This window comes from Martinezella paranaensis (genome assembly GCF_014200235.1).
Taxonomy (GTDB): domain Bacteria; phylum Pseudomonadota; class Alphaproteobacteria; order Rhizobiales; family Rhizobiaceae; genus Rhizobium; species Rhizobium paranaense.
In genome coordinates this window covers 434,624-451,550 of the sequence record NZ_JACHBI010000005.1, presented here as the reverse complement: position 1 = coordinate 451,550, position 16,927 = coordinate 434,624, and the positions used below count along the sequence as shown (strand labels likewise).

Genomic DNA, 16,927 nt, shown 5'->3' with positions numbered 1-16,927 from the left:
ATGTCTTCCCGATATGAACCGAAACGGCCGTTGCTGATCGCCAACGTCAAGCCGATGGCTCTCGGGCAGTCGACACCCGGCAGCGTCACCGACGTGCTGATCGACGCGGACGGGCGTATCGCCGAAGTCGGGCCGTCGCTTGCCGTCTCGGCCGACGTCGAAAGGATCGATGGCAAGGGGGCCGGGATGTCGCCGGGCTGGGTCGACCTGCATGTCCATATCTGGCATGGCGGGACCGACATTTCCCTCCGCCCATCGGAATGCGGCGTCGAGCGGGGTGTGACGACGCTGGTCGATGCCGGCTCGGCGGGTGAAGCGAATTTCCATGGTTTCCGCGAATACATCATCGAGCCGGCGCGCGAACGCATCAAGGCGTTCCTCAATCTCGGCTCGATCGGCCTCGTTGCCTGCAATCGCGTCAGCGAATTGATAGACATCCGCTCGATCGATTTCGACCGCATGCTCCAGGTCTATGCCGACAACAGCGAGCATATTGTCGGCATCAAGGTGCGTGCGAGCCACGTCATCACCGGCTCCTGGGGGATCACGCCCGTCAAGCTCGGCAAGAAGATCGCCAAGATATTGGAGATCCCGATGATGGTGCATGTCGGCGAACCGCCGGCACTCTATGACGAGGTGCTGGAGGTTCTCGGGCCCGGCGATATCATCACGCATTGCTTCAATGGCAAGGCCGGCAGCAGCCTCATCGAGGATGAGGATCTCTTCGATCTCGCCGAGCGCTGCGCCGGCGAGGGCATCCGTCTCGATATCGGCCATGGCGGCGCGTCCTTCTCCTTCCGTGTCGCAGAGGCAGCCATCAAGCGCGGGCTTCTGCCATTCTCGATCTCCACCGATCTGCATAACCGATCACTGAATTTCCCGGTCTGGGATCTCGCGACGACCATGTCGAAGCTACTGTCGGTCGGCATGCCTTTCGAGAAGGTGATCGAAGCGGTCACGCATGCGCCGGCCTCGGCCATCAAGCTGCCGCTCATCAATCGGCTTGCGGTCGGAGAACGGGCGGAATTCACGATCTTCGATGTTGTCGAGTCCGATATCGAGGCGGTGGATTCGATGGGCGATACCGCCATGTTGAAACAGCTTTTCGAACCGCGTTACGCGGTCATCGGCGCTGAAGCCTTTGCCGCGAGCCGTTACATCCCGCGGGCGCGAAAGCTGACGCCCCATGGTCACAGCCATTAGCCGATCTTCGAAATTTTATGATTGTACGACAGGAGTTTGTGTGAACCAGTCTTCAGCCACAGCCGAGAGCGCATCGGGTTCGCCCTATGAGCGCCTCTCCACCCTCGGCATCGCGCTGCCGCCACCGCCGCCGCCGATTGCCAATTTCGTGACGCATGTTCTCGAAGGCAACATGCTTTACCTATCCGGCCAGGGTCCGCGTGAGGCCGACGGCACCCTGCATTTCGGCAAGGTCGGCGCCGAGGTCGGCATCGAACAGGCCTATGGCCATGCGCGGCTGACAGGCATCAATCTGCTGGCCGTCATGCAGGATGCGCTCGGCGATCTCAAACGCGTCAAGCGGGTGGTGAAGCTTTTGGGCATGGTCAACGCCACACCCGATTTTGCCGATCATCCAAGCGTCATCGACGGCTGCTCCGACCTGTTCATCGAGGTTTTCGGAGCGGCCGGCCAACATGCCCGCTCGGCTGTCGGCTTCGGCTCATTGCCGGGCAATATCACGGTCGAGATCGAAGCAATCGTAGCGTTGCACGGCTGAGGGAAGGACAGGACATCAATGACCGCGCCAGCCCATCAGTCTTTCGATCTTCTCCGCCGAGCTTCGAACCTGCGCGACATAGTGGCCTTCGTCGGAAAAGGCCTTCTGCTCCGGCAGAACGATGGAGATGGTGGCAACGCACTGGCCGTCTCGATCGCAGATGGGCGACGCAATGCAGGCGACCGCGTAATCGGATTCGCCCGCCTGGATCGACAGGCGGGATTCCAGCGCTTTTGCCGCAGCCGTCGACAGCGTCACGGGATCGACATCGGCGCGGCCGGTCGGAGAGGTGCGCGCGCAGTGCCGGAAAAGCGCGATGCGTTCCTCTTCCGGCAGGTGGCCGACGAGCAGGCGGCCGGACGCCGTCCAGTTGAGCGGCACCCGCGTGCCGACGCGCGAGGCGACCTGGAAATGGCTTGGGCCGTCGGCCATGGCGAGAACGAGCATATGGTCGCCGTCGCGGCCGCAGACTTGAACGGTTTCGCCGGCCTGACGGCAGAGATCGTGCATTTCATGGGTGGCGACGCTCATGAAATCGAGCGATCGTGCGTAGGCGAGACCGTAGTGGTAAAGACGGGCGCCGAGCCAGATCGTGCCGTCGGCATTGCGGCTGAGAAGGTTCTTCTCAACGAGATCGTCGACGATGACGTAGACGGTCGAGAGCGGTGCGCCGATCGCCTTGGCAACAGCGTAGACACCGCAGGGCGCGCCGGTTTCGTAGAGATAATCGATGACCTGCATCGCTCGGTCGATGCCGCTGACGCGCGAGCGCCGCGGTCCCTTAACGGCATCGCCTTGGTTTTCATTGGCCGTCTCGGTCTCGGAGTAGCCCATGGGTGATGTCTTTGCGTCCAAAAACCGAACTCCCGTTCAAATCGGTGGTTTGTTACATAATTATGGCATAGCTGTCGATGGCTCGGTACTGCAAGCACCGGTCAGCAGCAAAAAAATCTGGAGATCCCATGCCGAATGAAGACATTCGTCCGTCCGTCGGACTTCGCCCCGTCATCAATGTTTCGGGCACGATGACGAGCCTTGGCGCATCGATCGTCGTTCCGCAGGCGATTGCGGCAATGGGTTCCATCCTGCCGCAATTCGTCGAGATCAACGATCTGCAGCGCAAGGCAAGTACGGTCATCGCGCGGCTGACCGGCGGCGAGGCGGGTTTCGTCACGGCCTCGTGCTCGGCGGGCATCAGCCTGGCAGTCGCCGCCGCCATTACTGGGAACGATCTTGCCGCGATCGAGCGTTTGCCGGACGTGCGTGGCGATAAGAATGAAGTCATCGTTCAGATGGGACATGTGGTGAGCTATGGCGCGCCGGTCGACCAGGCGGTGCGGCTTGCAGGCGGCAAGGTCGTGTTGATCGGTCAGGCGACCTCGACATACAGACATCATCTCGAAGGCGCGATCACCGAAAAGACGGCAGCCGCACTTTATGTCGTTTCGCATCATGTTGTCGGTTACGGCATGCTGAGCCTCAACGAATTCTGCGAGATCGCCCATGCCAAGGGCGTGCCGGTCATTGTCGATGCGGCCTCCGAATATGATCTGCGTATTTTCCTGGAGCAGGGAGCGGATCTCGTTCTCTACTCCGGCCACAAATTCCTCGGCGGCCCAACTTCGGGCATTGTCGCGGGACGCAAGGACATGGTGCGCAACACTTTCCTGGAGAACCTCGGCATCGGCCGCGGCATGAAGGTCGGCAAGGAAAGCATCTTCGGCGTCATGGCGGCACTCGAAGCCTGGGAAACGCGCGACCATGACGGCATCCGCGAGCGCGAGAGCGGCTATCTCCATCTCTGGCGCGACCGGTTCGACGGCCGCCCCGGCGTCAAAGCCGTGATCGAGCCCGATCCGACCAACAATCCGCTCGACCGGCTGCGCCTCACCATCGATGCTCGCGAGGCCCATATCACCGCCTGGGATCTGGCCGACGCCCTAGCGCGAGGAACCCCGCCGATCATCGTTCGCGATCACGAGGTTGAGCACAATTACTTCTACCTCGATCCCTGCAATCTGCATCCGGGCGAGGAGGTGATCGTGGCGGCCCGGATCGGTGAAGAGCTCGACAAGGCGCAAGCCTCCAACGAGATCATCGCCACGTCCTTGGAAGATCGCAGCCGTCGCCGTTTCGATGGTCTGTTGCGCTGGCCGGATTGAGGCGGTGAACAAGGGGACGATGATGGCCAGTAGCGACGCGCAGACTTCACAGATCGCCGAGCCGGTACTTTCGGTACAGGGAATGACGACCTCCTTCCTGGTGGAAGGCGCTTGGAAGCCTGTGGTGCGTGACGTGTCTTTCACCGTAGTGCCAGGGGAAACCGTGGCGATCGTCGGCGAATCCGGTTCCGGCAAGAGCGTCACGTCGCTGTCTATCATGCGGCTGCTGCAGCAGGACATGAGCCGGATCACTGGCCGCATCACGCTTGGCGGGCGGGACATTCTGGCGTTGTCGGAAAGCGAGATGCGCAAGGTGCGCGGCAAGGATGTCGCGATGATCTTTCAGGAGCCGATGACCAGCCTCAATCCGCTCTTCACCATCGGGGACCAGATTTCCGAGGCGCTGCTCTGCCACGGCGATATCTCCAAGGCGGAGGCGAAGATAGAGACGATCCGGCTTCTGGAGCGCGTGCGCATTCCGTCGGCCGCCTCGCGCTTCGACGAGTATCCGCACCGCTTTTCCGGCGGCATGCGCCAACGCGTGATGATCGCCATGGCGCTGGCCTCGCGGCCGAAGCTGCTGATCGCCGATGAACCGACGACGGCGCTAGATGTCACCATTCAGGGACAAATCCTCGATCTCATCAAAATGCTGCAGGAAGAGCAGGGAACATCCGTCCTCTTCATTACCCACGACATGGGCGTCGTCGCCGAGATCGCCGATCGCACCATCGTCATGTATCGCGGCGAGCAGGTCGAGACGGGCGAGACCACCGAGATATTCTTCCGCGCCAAGCATACTTATACGCGGGCGCTGCTTTCGGCCGTTCCCGTGCTCGGCTCGATGAAGGGACACGAGCGTCCCCTGCGGTTTCCGGTCGTCAACAGCGAGACCGGCCAGGTGGAGCCGCTGACAGAGGCGGCTGACACCGTCGCGGCCGCACAAAGGCCCGTGCTGCAGGTGAAGAACCTCTGCAAACGGTTCGACATTCATTCCCGCCTTTTCGGCCGGCTACAGGGCAGGGTGCACGCGGTCGAAAACGTCTCGTTTGATCTCCACGCCGGCGAGACGCTGTCGCTGGTCGGCGAATCCGGTTGCGGCAAGTCAACGACGGGCCGCGCCATCATGCGGCTGATCGAGCCGCAAAGCGGCTCCGTGCTCGTCGACGGCGAGGAGATGCTGGCCCTTGATCGCAAGGGATTGCGGGATATGCGCCGCAAGGTGCAGATGATCTTTCAGGACCCCTTCGCGAGCCTCAATCCGCGCATGACGATCGGCGCTGCCGTCGCCGAACCCTATCTCGAACATAGGATGGGAACGGCGAAGGAAGCCCGCGACAAGGTCGCCGATCTCCTGGTGAAGGTCGGCCTCTCGCCAGATATGGCGACGCGCTACCCGCACGAGTTTTCCGGCGGGCAGCGTCAGCGCATCTGCATTGCCCGGGCGCTCACCCTCGATCCCAAAGTGATCATCGCCGACGAGAGTGTTTCCGCCCTCGACGTCTCGATCAAGGCACAGGTCATCAACCTGCTGCTCGACCTGCAGCAAAGCCTGAACCTCGCCTTCCTGTTCATCTCGCATGATATGGCTGTCGTCGAGCGCGTCAGCCACCGGGTCGCGGTGATGTATCTCGGCGAAATCGTCGAGATCGGGCCGCGCCAAGCGGTGTTCGAAAACCCGCAGCACCCCTATACCAAGAAGCTGATGTCAGCGGTGCCCGTTCCCGATCCGGCGCGGCGGAGATTGAAACTCGGCGTCGCGGCCGATGAGCTGAAGAGCCCGATCCGTGCGCCGGACCACATGATGCAGCCGCTGAATTATGTGGAGATCTCACCCGGTCATCAGGTTGCTCTTTGACGGCTGGAGCTTTGGCGCGTTCCATGTCGTCATCTCAGCGTCGCAGGCCGTCCCTGGATAAACGGTTTCCGCCGATGATGTTATGGTTGCACAACGAGCCTTATCGTGAGGATATCCCATGGATTTTTCCCAACATCCCAGACCGGCCGAGGCGGGCATTCTGGAATTCATGGAGATCTGCGATTCCTTCTATCCGCCTGACGCGGTGACGGCCTCCATAGAGCAGCAGCGACAATGGTACGACGCGCTTTGCAGCCGCTTCGATCGCCCGCTGCCGGACGGCATGCGCACGCAGGATGAAATGGTGATGGGAAGAATTCCGGTCAGGCGTTACCAGCCGCGGACGATCCGGACCCCGGCATGCCTACTCTATCTTCACGGCGGCGGCTTCGTGGTCGGTTCGCTCGAGAGCCATCATGCGATCTGCGCTGAGATCGCCGACCATGCCGGGGCCGAGCTGTTGTCGGTCGATTATCGTCTGGCGCCCGAACATCGTTGGCCCGCGCAAACGGATGATTGCTATGGCGTTCTCAAATCGTTGCTTGCCGAGAGAAAGACCGTTGTGCTGATCGGCGACAGCGCCGGCGGCAATCTGGCGGCGGGGCTCGCCGTTCGGGCAAAGGGAGAGGGGCTCTCCGGCATTGCCGGACAGGTCCTGATCTATCCGGCGCTCGGCGGGGATCTTGTGTCCGGTTCCTACGAAGAGATGGCGAATGCGCCGGGGCTGACGACCGCCGACGTCAGCTATTATCGCAGCGTATTGCAGGCACCGGCTGGCGATCCGGTTGCCGGGCCTCTTGCCGCATCGTCTTTTGCCGGCCTCCCGCCGGCCTTCATCACGGTTGCGCATTTCGACCCGCTGCGGGACGACGGCCGCAACTATTCCGCAAGGCTCGCCGAGGCAGGTGTCGAGGTCTGGTTTCGCGAAGAGCCGCAGATGGTACATGCCTGGCTGCGCGCGCGGCATATGAGCGACGGCGCGCGCGCCGGTTTCAGCGCCATATGCGCGGCTGTCAGCCATTTTGCCGGATCGAACTGATCACATCAGATCGCGCGGGATACGCTTTTCCTCGAAGATTTTTTCGAAAATTTGCGTATTACCTTCGAAGGCGATGACGGATGCGCGGATGATCCATTCGGCTGCCGTGCAGGAAATCGTCGCCGTCGCCACCGTGCGGACGTACCATCCCGGCCGCCGCATATCGCATGTCCAGATCGAGGTCCCACTCATCGACAGCGGATCGTCCGGCGCGATGGACCAGACCTCTTCGCGGAGCTGGCGTGTGGAAAGTCCGGTGCCTGGATGTTCGAAGAGGCCAGTATCCTCCCGGATTTCATAGAGGGTCTTGTTGGCGGAGAGATCGCGCACGACCTGACGCTTCGTCGTGGCCGGGGCATGTTCGACATATTTCGGCAGCGGGTCGGGATTGTCCGGTTGCTTGATGTCGATGGCGTCATAGGCGCCAAGTTTTGGCAGGGCAAAACCAATGGAGGCGATATCGATCGTCAGCCCCGGATTTTCCGGCGGCGGCAGGATCATCGGCCAGTATGAGGTGGAGAGCGAAAGGGCGATGCGATGACCTTTCCGGAACCGATAACCGCAGGCATCCAGCGTCAGCCTGATTGTGGTGCGCTCACCCTTCTTCATGGGTTTCGGCGCGGCATTGCCCTCGCGGTGGGCAAGGTTGAGCACGCCGAAGGAGACCCGCGTCGCGGTGCCGTCCGAATGGAGGTCGATAAGCCTGGCACAAAGATTGGCCGTTTCGGCATCGCAGCGCAAGGAAAGGGTAACGACAGGACGGCCGAGATAGTCATGATCGGCAGCTAGTGGTGTGGTCTGGAAGGTCAGCGATCCGGCATCGTCGAGGCGCTGGTCGATCGCCATTTCGGCATCGGGTTTCAGGGTGAAATATTCGCCTGATGTCGTGCCCGTATCGAGGGGCGAGCGGAGATAGACGGCATGTTCCGGCGCGTGCGGGATCGGCATGCCTTCCATCAGCGTACCGAACTGCTCGACATAGAAGCACTGCATCTCCGGCTTTTGCCAATCGCGTTTGGCGATCCAGAAGCCGGGATCGAAATCACGGCGTGGCGCAGGCTTCACCGCGTCGAGAATATAGGCGCGCACCTGCGGTAGGTTCTCCGCACCGTTCTGGTCGCCACGCAGCCAGCGGTTCCACCAGGCGATCGCATCGCCATGGAAATCGGCGCGGGGCTTCGGCCAGGCAAAATGCGGATATTTATGGACCCACGGACCAATCAGCGCCTTCGCGGTATCGCCGAGGCCTTCGACGGCCATCAGCGGCGTGTTGCGATAGCCATCCGCCCAGCCGGCAATGACCAGGGCGGGAATGTCGACATCGGCGAAATTCTCGCAGATCGAGCCATGCCGCCAGAAATCATCACGACGCTGATGCTGCAGCCATTCCTCCATGAAGAAGGGCTCGTTCTCCAGGCGTTGCAGCCACATATCTTTCCATCGGTCGCCGACGATCTCGGGATCGGGAGAGCGGGATTGATAACCGAGCATGGTCGCAGCCCAGGAGAGCTGCGCCGAAAGATGGCAGCCATTCTTATAATGGATGTCGTCATTGTAGCGGTCGACCGTCGAAGCGATCGATATCACAGCCTTGAGCGCGGGCGGGCGCAATGCTGCGACCTGCAAGCTGTTGAAGCCGCCCCAGGAAATGCCCATCATGCCGACGGAGCCATTCGACCAGGGCTGTGCCGCGATCCAGGCAATCAGCTCGCAGGCATTGGCGAGTTCGAGTTCGGTATATTCGCCGTCGATGACACCATCGGATTCGCCCGAACCGCGAATATCGACACGGACACCGGCGATGCCGGCGGCGGCAAATACCGGGTAGGTTGATTCATCACGGGGGCTCGTTCCATCGCGCTTGCGATAGGGCAGGAATTCGAACACTGCCGGCACCGGGTCATTTTCCGCGCCATCAGGCATCCAGATACGCGCCGCAAGCCGCGTGCCGTCCTTAAGCGTGATCCAGTGGTTTTCGATGACAGTGAAGTTGCGGGCAAACGTCATGGTATCAATTCCCAGCACTTTCCATCTTTCTCGTCGTCAGGACACGTTCCAGCCAGCCGATCTCCATTTCCGGCACTGATTTTAGCAGTAGATCCGTGTAGTCGTCGAACGGCGGCGAAAGCACTTTCGATTTCGGCCCGAAGCGCACCAGTTTGCCGCGATGCATGACCGCGACGCTATCGGCGATGGCGCGGACGATAGCGATATCGTGGGTGATGAAGATGTAGGAGAGCTGGGATTCCTCCTGGAGCCGCATCAGCAGTTTCAGGATGCCTTCGGCAACGAGCGGATCGAGCGCCGAGGTAGGCTCATCGCAGAGGATGAGTTCCGGCTTGGCCGCAAGGGCACGCGCAATCGCGACGCGCTGCTTTTGGCCTCCGGAAAGCTCGGCCGGATAACGGTCGATGAAACCATTGCCCATCTCGATCTCGTCGAGCAGCTCTTTCACCCGTGCCGTCTTTGCCGCGCCCCGCAGGCCATAATAGAAGGTAAGAGGGCGGCCGATGATGTCGCGCACAGTCTGGCGCGGGTTCATGGCTGTATCGGCCATCTGGTAGATCAGTTGAATACGCCGCAGCTCGTTGCGCGAGCGGTTTTTTAGGGCCGGCGTCAGCGGTTTGTTGTCGAAAGAAATCCCGCCATCGCTCGGCGGCAACAGCCCGGTGATGACGCGGGCAAGCGTCGACTTGCCGGAGCCGGATTCGCCGACAATTGCGAGCGTCTGACCTTTTGGTACATGTAGAGAAACGTCGTGCAACACCTTGAAGCCGTTCGAATATTGCGCGCTGACGTGTTCGACTTTCAAAAGCGTGTTGGATTGATCCACCGCCTCTTCCCGCGCGGTCTGGCGGACATTGACGAGCGCGCGGGTATAGTCTTCGCGGGGTGCCTCGATGATCTGCTGCACCGGGCCGTATTCCACCTTTTTCCCGTGCCGCAACACCATGATGTCGTCTGAGATCTGCGCGACGACGGCAAGGTCGTGCGTGATGTAAAGTGCTGCCGTATGGGTCTCCTCGATGGCGTGTTTGATCGCGGCCAGGACGTCGATCTGCGTCGTTACATCGAGTGCGGTGGTTGGCTCGTCGAAGACGATGAGTTCAGGATTGGAGCAGAGCGCCATTGCCGTCATCGCGCGCTGAAGCTGGCCGCCTGAGACCTGATGCGGAAAACGGTCGCCGAAGGTTTCGGGGTTGGGCAGGCCGAGGACGCGGAAGAGGTAAAGAGCGCGCTTCCTCGCCTCGTCCTTCGTCATCAAGCCATGCTTTACGGAGGCTTCGATCACCTGCTCGCCGAGCTTATGGGCAGGATTGAACGCGGCTGCTGCCGATTGCGCGACGTAGCAGACGCGGGCGCCGCGAATTCTGCGGATGCCCGATTTGCTGAGTGGCAGAATGTCGACGCCGTCGAGCAGCACCGTGCCGCCGGTGATCTCCGCGCCGCCGCGGCCATAGGCGAGCGCCGAGAGGCCGATGGTGGATTTGCCGGCGCCGGACTCGCCGATCAGACCAAGCACCTTGCCCTTCTGTAGATCGAAGGAGACGCGGTCGACGATCGTGACCCGCTTCGGGGGCTCGCCGGGCGGATAGCTGGTCGCTTCGATCTTGAGATCGCGAACGGAAAGAAGCTCAGGCATCGCCACGTCCTCCCTTGAGGCTGGAGGTGCGCTTCAAGAGCCAGTCGACCACCAGATTGACACAGACTGCGAGCGCCGCAATCGCGGAGCCCGGCACGAGAGCGGCGGAAATGCCGAAGATGATACCATCCTTGTTGTCCTTGACCATGCCGCCCCAATCGGCTGACGGCGGCTGGATGCCGAGCCCGAGGAAGGAGAGCGTCGACAGGAACAGGATGGAAAAGGCAAAACGCAAGCCGAACTCCGCCAGCAACGGCGAGAGTGTGTTCGGCAGGATTTCGCGGAAGATGATCCAGACCTTGCCTTCGCCGCGCAGTTTGGCGGCTTCCACGAATTCCATGACTGCCACATCCAGCGCGACGGCGCGGCCGAGACGATAGACGCGCGTGGAATCGAGGATCGCCATGACGAGGATGAGCACGACGAGATTCTGCGGCAGCACCGCCAGTACCACGAGTGCGAAGATCAAGGTCGGGATCGACATCATCAGGTCGTTGAAGCGCGAGAAGACCGTGTCGACCAGCCCGCGCGAGACGGCGGCGGTGAAGCTCAGGATGATGCCGAGCGAAAACGAGATGATCGTCGCCGCCAGCGCCACGAACAGCGTGGTGCGGGCGCCGTAGATCAGCCGGGACAGGATATCGCGGCCAAGATTGTCGAGGCCGAAGAAGTATTGGGCATCGGCGGGCTGCCAGACATTGCCGACGACTTCGGTTTCGCCGTAGGGCGCGATCAGGGGCGCAAAGACCGCACAGATGAAGGCGAGCAGTATGCCGATGATGCCGACCCAGGCGGTGATGGGGATGTCTCTCAATCTCATCGCGGATGCCTCAGGCGCGGGTTGGCAACGATCGCCAGGATATCGGCAACCATGTTGAGCAGGATGTAGACGGCAGCGAAGATCAGCCCGCAGGCCTGGACCACCGGCATGTCGCGCACGGTAACGGCATCGACCATGTACTGGCCCATGCCGGGATAGACGAAGACCACTTCGACCACCACGACGCCGACGATGAGATAGGCGAGGTTCAGCGCCACCACGTTGATGATCGGTGCCAGCGCATTCGGAGCGGCATGTTTGACGATGGCGCGAAAGGCGCTGAGGCCCTTCAATTCCGCTGTTTCCATATAGGCGGACGACATTACCGAGAGGATCGCGGCCCGCGTCATGCGCATCATATGGGCAAGGACGACGAGCACCAGCGTTGCCGTCGGCAGGGCGATGGCCTTCAGCCGGTCGATGAAGGCCATGCCGTCGTAGACGGTCGCGGGGAATGTCGCGATCCCGAATTTCACGCCGAAAAACAGGATGAGCAGGTAACCGATGAAGAATTCCGGCAATGAAATCGCCGCCAGCGAGATCACGTTGATGATCTTGTCTGGCAAACGGTTTCGGAAATGCACGGCCAGCATGCCGAGCCCGACCGCCAGCGGCACCGAGATGAGCGCCGCACAGGCCGCAAGGAAAAGCGAATTGCCGAGACGCTTGCCGATCTGCTCGCTGACGGAATTCTTGCTCGCCCAGGATGTCCCGAAATCCCCCTGGACCGCATTCCCCAGCCATTCGAAGTAGCGGATGGTGACAGGCCGGTTGAGGCCGAGTTCGGTGCGGATATTGGCGACGGCCTGCGGCGTTGCCGACTGGCCGAGATAAGTGGTCGCGAAATCGCCCGGCAAGGCTTCGAGGCCGCCGAAGATCAGGACCGAGACCGCGAAAAGCAGCACGAGGCTGAGCAAGAAGCGCTCGATAATGAGGGACAGCAGCGGAAATCGCTGCTTGAACCGCAATCCGGGCAGCACTGCGCTGGGTTGTATATTGGACATTGCTGATGCCTCGCGCTGAAACGTCAGGAGGACCGCGGAGGTTTTCCGCGGTCCCGGCTCCGTTAGAGATGAGGGCGTTGCCGCCCTGCTTCGGGCATCAGGACTCCAGCCAGACGCGAGTCGCGACGTAGCCGTTCGACATGTCGTTGCCGATGTCGTGAACATAGCCCTTCACCTGCTTGGTGGAGGCGTTCACGAAATCGTTGAACATCGGCAGAATGACGCCGCCCTCGTCGCGGACCATCATCGCCATAGTGTGATACAGCTCCTTGCGCTTGGCCTCGTCCAGTTCGGAGCGGGCCTGAAGCAGAAGCTTGTCGAAGTCCGGACGCTTGAAGCGGGTGTCGTTCCAATCGGCCGTCGAGAGATAGGCGGTGGAATACATCTGATCCTGCGTCGGCCGGCCGCCCCAATAGGAGGTCGAGAAAGGCTGGACATTCCAGACGTTGGTCCAGTAGCCGTCGCCCGGCTCGCGCTTGACCTCGATGTTGATGCCGGCCTTCTTGCAGCTTTCCTGGTAGAGCACAGCGGCATCGACGGCGCCGGGGAAGGCCACTTCCGAGGTACGCAGCAGCACGGAGCCGCTATGGCCGGATTTCTTGTAGTGGAAGGCGGCCTTGTCGGGATCGTAGACACGCTGCTCGATGCCTTCGGGGAAGAGGGCATAGGTGCTGTTGATCGGGAAGTCGTTGCCGACCTTGCCGTAGCCGCCGAGGATCTTCTTCACCATGGTTTCGCGGTCCATGGCATATTTCAGCGCCAGGCGAAGATCGTTATTGTCGAACGGCGCGGTGTTGCAATGCATGATGAACACGTAGTGCCCGCGGCCGGCGGTCGACAGGATTTCGACATTGGGTGCGCGCTTCAGCAGGTCCACCGTCTTCGGGTCGACGCGGTTGATGTAATGCACCTGGCCGGAAGATAGCGCGGCGATACGCGCGGTCGCATCGTTCATGCCGATGATTTCGACCGAGTCGACGAAACCGCGATCGGTCCGCCAGTCGTCCTTGTTCTTCTCGAACGTCGCGCGCACGCCGGGCTCGAAACTGACGAGCTTATAGGGGCCGGTGCCGATCGAGGCGAGGGGATCGTCGTTGCCGCCATTCGGCTGGATGACGAGATGGTAGTCGGAGAGCAGCAACGGCATATCGGCGTTGCCTTCGGTCAGCGTCAGGACGAGATTGTCGCCGTCGGCCTTGATGTCCTTGATCGATTTCATGACGCCAAGCGCGCCCGATTCCGACTTGCTGTCCGTGTGGCGCTTGAGGGTGGCAACGACGTCGTCGATCGTCATCTCCTTGCCATTGTGGAACTTGACGCCCTTGCGGATCTTGAAGGTCCAGGTGGCGGCGTCCTTCGACGGCTCCCAGGATTCGGCAAGTGCCGGTACGGCGGCACCGGTCAGCGGATGGGATTCGACCAGCATGTCGCCCCAGCAACGGCCGACGCAGAACATGAACTGTGACAGGAATTTCGCCGGGTCCTTGGAATCGGTGGCGGCACCGCCTTCAAGGCCGAGCTTCAGATGGCCGCCGCGCTTCGGTTCGGCTGCCATTGCGCTTTCCGTGAAAAGCTGGTCGGCGAGTGCCAATGTCATGCCGGCCGCCATGGCGCGCCCCATGAATTCGCGACGGCTCAGGCCGCCCGAGGTCACACGGCTTGCCAAGTGTTTCGTGTAATCTTTCATTCCCCTGTTCCTTCTTCTTGACGTGTTGATAGAACTTTCGGGCAAGGCTTCGGATGCGGTTTCCTCTCCGCTGGAAGCTTGATTGCCCGCGATCATGCGGGAAAATAATGCGGTTGTCGCCGCTTTCTCACTTTCCTTTCCAGATTGGGCTTCGCTTCTCTGCAAATGCCCTTGCGCCTTCCAATTGATCCTCGCTCGAATAGAGGGCGTCGACGGTGGCAAACTGCCGTTTGGTGATCTTGTTCATGGCAGTCTGGAACGTCGTTCCCTCCGCTTCGCGGACAATTTCCTTGATGGCTGCGTAGACGAGCGGCGGGCCGCTTTCGAGAAGCCGGGCAAGTTCCCATGCTCGGCTCATCAACCGATCTGCAGCGACGATCTCATTGACGAAGCCCCAACGATGCGCCTCGGCAACGTCGAGCCAGCGGCCGGTCAGGAGCATGTCCATGGCGATATGATAGGGGATGCGCTTCGGCAATTTGATCGATGCAGCATCCGCGACGGTCCCCGAGCGGATTTCCGGAAGGGCGAAAGTCGCGTGTTCGACGGCGATGATCAGATCGGTGGAAAGGGCAATCTCCAAGCCGCCGCCGCAACAGATGCCGTTGACGGCGCAAATCACTGGCTTGTTGAGATCGCGAAGCTCCTGTAGGCCGCCGAAACCGCCGACGCCATAGTCGCCATCGACCGCATCGCCGGCGGCGGCTGCCTTCAAATCCCAGCCGGCCGTAAAGAACTTCTCGCCGGCACCTGACACGATCGCGACGCGCAGGTCGGGGTCGTCACGGAAATCGCGGAAGATCACGCCCATCTCGCGGCTTGTCGCAAGGTCGATGGCGTTTGCCTTCGGCCGGTCGATGATGACCTCCAAGATACCGTTGTCACGCCTGGTGCGAATGGGGCTTTGCAACTTCCCTACCTCCTCAGCCGGATAAGGGCGTCTGCGGCGACGACGCCACGATTTTCTGGCAGAACCATCAATGGATTAATGTCCAGTTCCTCAAGCCGCGCGGCATTTTTTACGACATATTCTGCCGTTGATAGGATGGCGTCGGCAACGATTTCGAGGCTGCTCTTTGCGCCGCCGCGATAGCCTTCGATCAACTTCCTGACCTTCAGCCGCGAAATGGCTTCCAAGATATCAGCCTTCGTTGCAGGAAGGGCTAAAATGGCAGAATCTTCAAGCAATTCAACCAGGATTCCGCCGGCGCCGATCGTCAATGTCAATCCGACGACGGGATCGCGAACGGCGCCGACGATCAGCTCGGCGACGGGGCGCTCGATCATCCGTTCGACCAGGTATCCGGAGGCGACGGAGGCCATGCGCTCTGCCGCATTTCGTACTGCATCCCTATCCCACAAGTTGAGTACGACGGCTCCGACCTCGGACTTGTGTTCGACGCCCAAGGCCTTCAGCGCGACGGGAAAGCCAAGGCGTTGCGCCTGCTCGGCGGCGTCATTCGGGCTGGATGCCGTTGCCCCCAATGGAACGGTGAGGCCGGCGGAGGACAGCTCCGCCTTGGCGACTGCTTCGCTTAGGGTTTCGATCTCGCCCGTGGTCGATGGCATATCAAGCAAGGGCAGTGGCGGCGGGGCGTGCCAGACCGCGCCGATGCGGCTTGCAACTTCCGCTGCGGCAATGGTTTCACTGATGCCGCAGAGGGGCACTATGCCATCCGCGATGAGCTGCGTGGCAATCGCCTCCGGCATGTTTTCCGGCAGCGTCGCCAGAATGCCGGCACGGGCGCCGGTCAGCTTTGCCGCGGCTGCGACCGCGGCAATCGTCGTCATCCAGTCCGCTGCATCGCAACGATCGTCCCGGGGAAAATCGAGGACAATGAGGTTGAGCGCATAGTCGCCCTCGAACATGGCCGTGAAGGCTTCCGTTTGGCGGGAAAGATCGCCCCAAACGAAGGTGTGATAGTCGAGAGGATTTGAGAGTGTGACCATGTCGCCGAGACTGCGCCGCAGGGCGGGCAATTGCTCGGCTTTCAAGGCACGGAAATCCACGGCCCGGCCGGTCGCCGCATCAGCCATCAGCGAGGCCTCGCCGCCGGAACAGCTCATAGACGAGATCGCATTGCTTTTAAGCGGGCCGGTCACATGCAGCAGTTTCAGCGTTTCGATGAGTTCCGGCAGCGTTGCGACCCGGCCAATGCCGAGACGGGCGAGAACCGCATCGGCAACGCCATCACTGCCGGCAAGGGACGCCGTATGCGAAACGGCTGCGCGCTGCGCCTGTTCGGATTTGCCGACTTTCAGGGCGACGATGGGTTTTCGCAGCTCCCTCGCACGCATGGCAAGCTTTTGCAGCGTCTGGACGTTGCAAAAACCCTCGATATGCAGGCCGATCGCGGTCACACGGGGGTCTTCCAGGACGGCAAGGGCGAGATCCGACAGTCCGATTTGCGCCTGGTTGCCGGCGGTCATCAGATAGCTGATGGGTAGGCCGCGCCTTTGCATGGAAAGGTTGATGGCGATGTTGGAGGATTGGGTGAGAATGGCAACGCCACGCTCGACCCGCACCATTCCGTGCTGGTCGGGCCAGAGCAGGGCGCCGTCCAAACCGTTGATCACGCCATAACAATTCGGCCCGATGATCGGCGTGTCGCCGGCAGCACTGACCAAAGCTTCCTGCAGTGCAACGCCATCGGCCAATTCGGCAACAGCTTCGCTGAAACCGGACGCGTAGCAAACGGCACCACCGGCGCCTCTGGCCGAGAGCGCGCGCACGATATCGATGGTCAGCATACGGTTGACGCCGACGAAGGCCGCATCCGGTGCGGCGGGCAGGTCTTCCACCGATCGATAGCAGCGACGTCCAAGCACGGCATCCAGCGTCGGATGCACTGGCCAGATCTCACCGGCAAAACCCATGCGATCGCATTGTTCGATGACCCGGCGCGCTTCACGGCCGCCGAAGACGGCGATCGTTTGCGGTCTGATCAGGCGATCGAGGGGGCGTTGCGTCAT

At 61.3% G+C, this 16,927-nt stretch carries 13 protein-coding genes; 5 read left to right on the top strand and 8 right to left on the bottom strand.

The annotated features are described in order from the left end of the window. Positions 1-1,203 carry an amidohydrolase/deacetylase family metallohydrolase gene (locus GGD50_RS15720; RefSeq protein ID WP_183938273.1) on the top strand — a complete coding sequence of 401 codons (1,203 nt, stop codon included), beginning with the start codon at positions 1-3 and terminating at the stop codon, positions 1,201-1,203. 40 nt (positions 1,204-1,243) lie between these two features. Continuing rightward, the gene (locus tag GGD50_RS15715; RefSeq protein ID WP_331371112.1) at positions 1,244-1,741 is read left to right on the top strand and encodes a RidA family protein; all 498 of its coding nucleotides are present in this window, start codon (positions 1,244-1,246) and stop codon (positions 1,739-1,741) included. A gap of 15 nt (positions 1,742-1,756) precedes the next feature. Here GGD50_RS15715 and GGD50_RS15710 read toward each other — a convergent pair whose 3' ends face one another. Next, entirely contained in the window at positions 1,757-2,575 is an 819-nt protein-coding gene (locus tag GGD50_RS15710) for an IclR family transcriptional regulator (RefSeq protein ID WP_183938311.1), read from the bottom strand. 128 nt (positions 2,576-2,703) lie between these two features. Between GGD50_RS15710 and GGD50_RS15705 the strand changes: the two genes are divergently transcribed. From GGD50_RS15705 to GGD50_RS15695, 3 genes are all read left to right on the top strand, one after another. Further along, complete coding sequence (locus GGD50_RS15705; protein WP_183938271.1) at positions 2,704-3,903, top strand: aminotransferase class V-fold PLP-dependent enzyme; 1,200 nt, start codon at positions 2,704-2,706, stop codon at positions 3,901-3,903. A 22-nt stretch (positions 3,904-3,925) separates the two neighbouring features. Continuing rightward, positions 3,926-5,761, top strand: a complete 1,836-nt coding sequence (locus GGD50_RS15700) for an ABC transporter ATP-binding protein (RefSeq protein ID WP_183938270.1) — start codon at positions 3,926-3,928, stop codon at positions 5,759-5,761. A 118-nt stretch (positions 5,762-5,879) separates the two neighbouring features. Further along, positions 5,880-6,800: an alpha/beta hydrolase gene (locus GGD50_RS15695; protein WP_183938269.1), complete on the top strand. Its 921-nt coding sequence runs from the start codon at positions 5,880-5,882 to the stop codon at positions 6,798-6,800. On the opposite strand, the gene GGD50_RS15690 is transcribed toward GGD50_RS15695, so the two are convergent. From GGD50_RS15690 to GGD50_RS15660, 7 genes are all read right to left on the bottom strand, one after another. Continuing rightward, positions 6,801-8,807, bottom strand: a complete 2,007-nt coding sequence (locus tag GGD50_RS15690; protein ID WP_183938268.1) for a CocE/NonD family hydrolase — start codon at positions 8,805-8,807, stop codon at positions 6,801-6,803. It abuts the gene before it with no gap. Between the two features lie 4 nt (positions 8,808-8,811). Next, positions 8,812-10,443, bottom strand: coding sequence for an ABC transporter ATP-binding protein (locus GGD50_RS15685; protein ID WP_183938267.1), 1,632 nt, complete (start codon positions 10,441-10,443; stop codon positions 8,812-8,814). After that, positions 10,436-11,263 carry an ABC transporter permease gene (locus tag GGD50_RS15680; RefSeq protein ID WP_183938266.1) on the bottom strand — a complete coding sequence of 276 codons (828 nt, stop codon included), beginning with the start codon at positions 11,261-11,263 and terminating at the stop codon, positions 10,436-10,438. The genes GGD50_RS15685 and GGD50_RS15680 overlap by 8 nt, the downstream gene beginning before the upstream one ends. Next, entirely contained in the window at positions 11,260-12,267 is a 1,008-nt protein-coding gene (locus tag GGD50_RS15675; RefSeq protein WP_183938265.1) for an ABC transporter permease, read from the bottom strand. The genes GGD50_RS15680 and GGD50_RS15675 overlap by 4 nt, the downstream gene beginning before the upstream one ends. A 97-nt stretch (positions 12,268-12,364) precedes the next feature. Continuing rightward, entirely contained in the window at positions 12,365-13,954 is a 1,590-nt protein-coding gene (locus GGD50_RS15670; RefSeq protein WP_183938264.1) for an ABC transporter substrate-binding protein, read from the bottom strand. 127 nt (positions 13,955-14,081) lie between these two features. After that, complete coding sequence (locus tag GGD50_RS15665; RefSeq protein ID WP_183938263.1) at positions 14,082-14,864, bottom strand: carnitinyl-CoA dehydratase; 783 nt, start codon at positions 14,862-14,864, stop codon at positions 14,082-14,084. Between the two features lie 5 nt (positions 14,865-14,869). Continuing rightward, positions 14,870-16,927 carry an acetate--CoA ligase family protein gene (locus GGD50_RS15660; protein WP_183938262.1) on the bottom strand — a complete coding sequence of 686 codons (2,058 nt, stop codon included), beginning with the start codon at positions 16,925-16,927 and terminating at the stop codon, positions 14,870-14,872.

Excerpts from the sequence above, each read along its gene's own strand:
- GGD50_RS15675 (WP_183938265.1), bottom strand. The coding sequence starts at position 12,267 with ATGTCCAATATACAACCCAGCGCAGTGCTGCCCGGATTGCGGTTCAAG.
- GGD50_RS15670 (WP_183938264.1), bottom strand. The coding sequence starts at position 13,954 with ATGAAAGATTACACGAAACACTTGGCAAGCCGTGTGACCTCGGGCGGC.
- GGD50_RS15685 (WP_183938267.1), bottom strand. The coding sequence starts at position 10,443 with ATGCCTGAGCTTCTTTCCGTTCGCGATCTCAAGATCGAAGCGACCAGC.
- GGD50_RS15695 (WP_183938269.1), top strand. The coding sequence starts at position 5,880 with ATGGATTTTTCCCAACATCCCAGACCGGCCGAGGCGGGCATTCTGGAA.
- GGD50_RS15660 (WP_183938262.1), bottom strand. The coding sequence starts at position 16,927 with ATGACGCAACGCCCCCTCGATCGCCTGATCAGACCGCAAACGATCGCC.
- GGD50_RS15690 (WP_183938268.1), bottom strand. The coding sequence starts at position 8,807 with ATGACGTTTGCCCGCAACTTCACTGTCATCGAAAACCACTGGATCACG.
- GGD50_RS15705 (WP_183938271.1), top strand. The coding sequence starts at position 2,704 with ATGCCGAATGAAGACATTCGTCCGTCCGTCGGACTTCGCCCCGTCATC.
- GGD50_RS15680 (WP_183938266.1), bottom strand. The coding sequence starts at position 11,263 with ATGAGATTGAGAGACATCCCCATCACCGCCTGGGTCGGCATCATCGGC.
- GGD50_RS15700 (WP_183938270.1), top strand. The coding sequence starts at position 3,926 with ATGGCCAGTAGCGACGCGCAGACTTCACAGATCGCCGAGCCGGTACTT.
- GGD50_RS15720 (WP_183938273.1), top strand. The coding sequence starts at position 1 with ATGTCTTCCCGATATGAACCGAAACGGCCGTTGCTGATCGCCAACGTC.
- GGD50_RS15710 (WP_183938311.1), bottom strand. The coding sequence starts at position 2,575 with ATGGGCTACTCCGAGACCGAGACGGCCAATGAAAACCAAGGCGATGCC.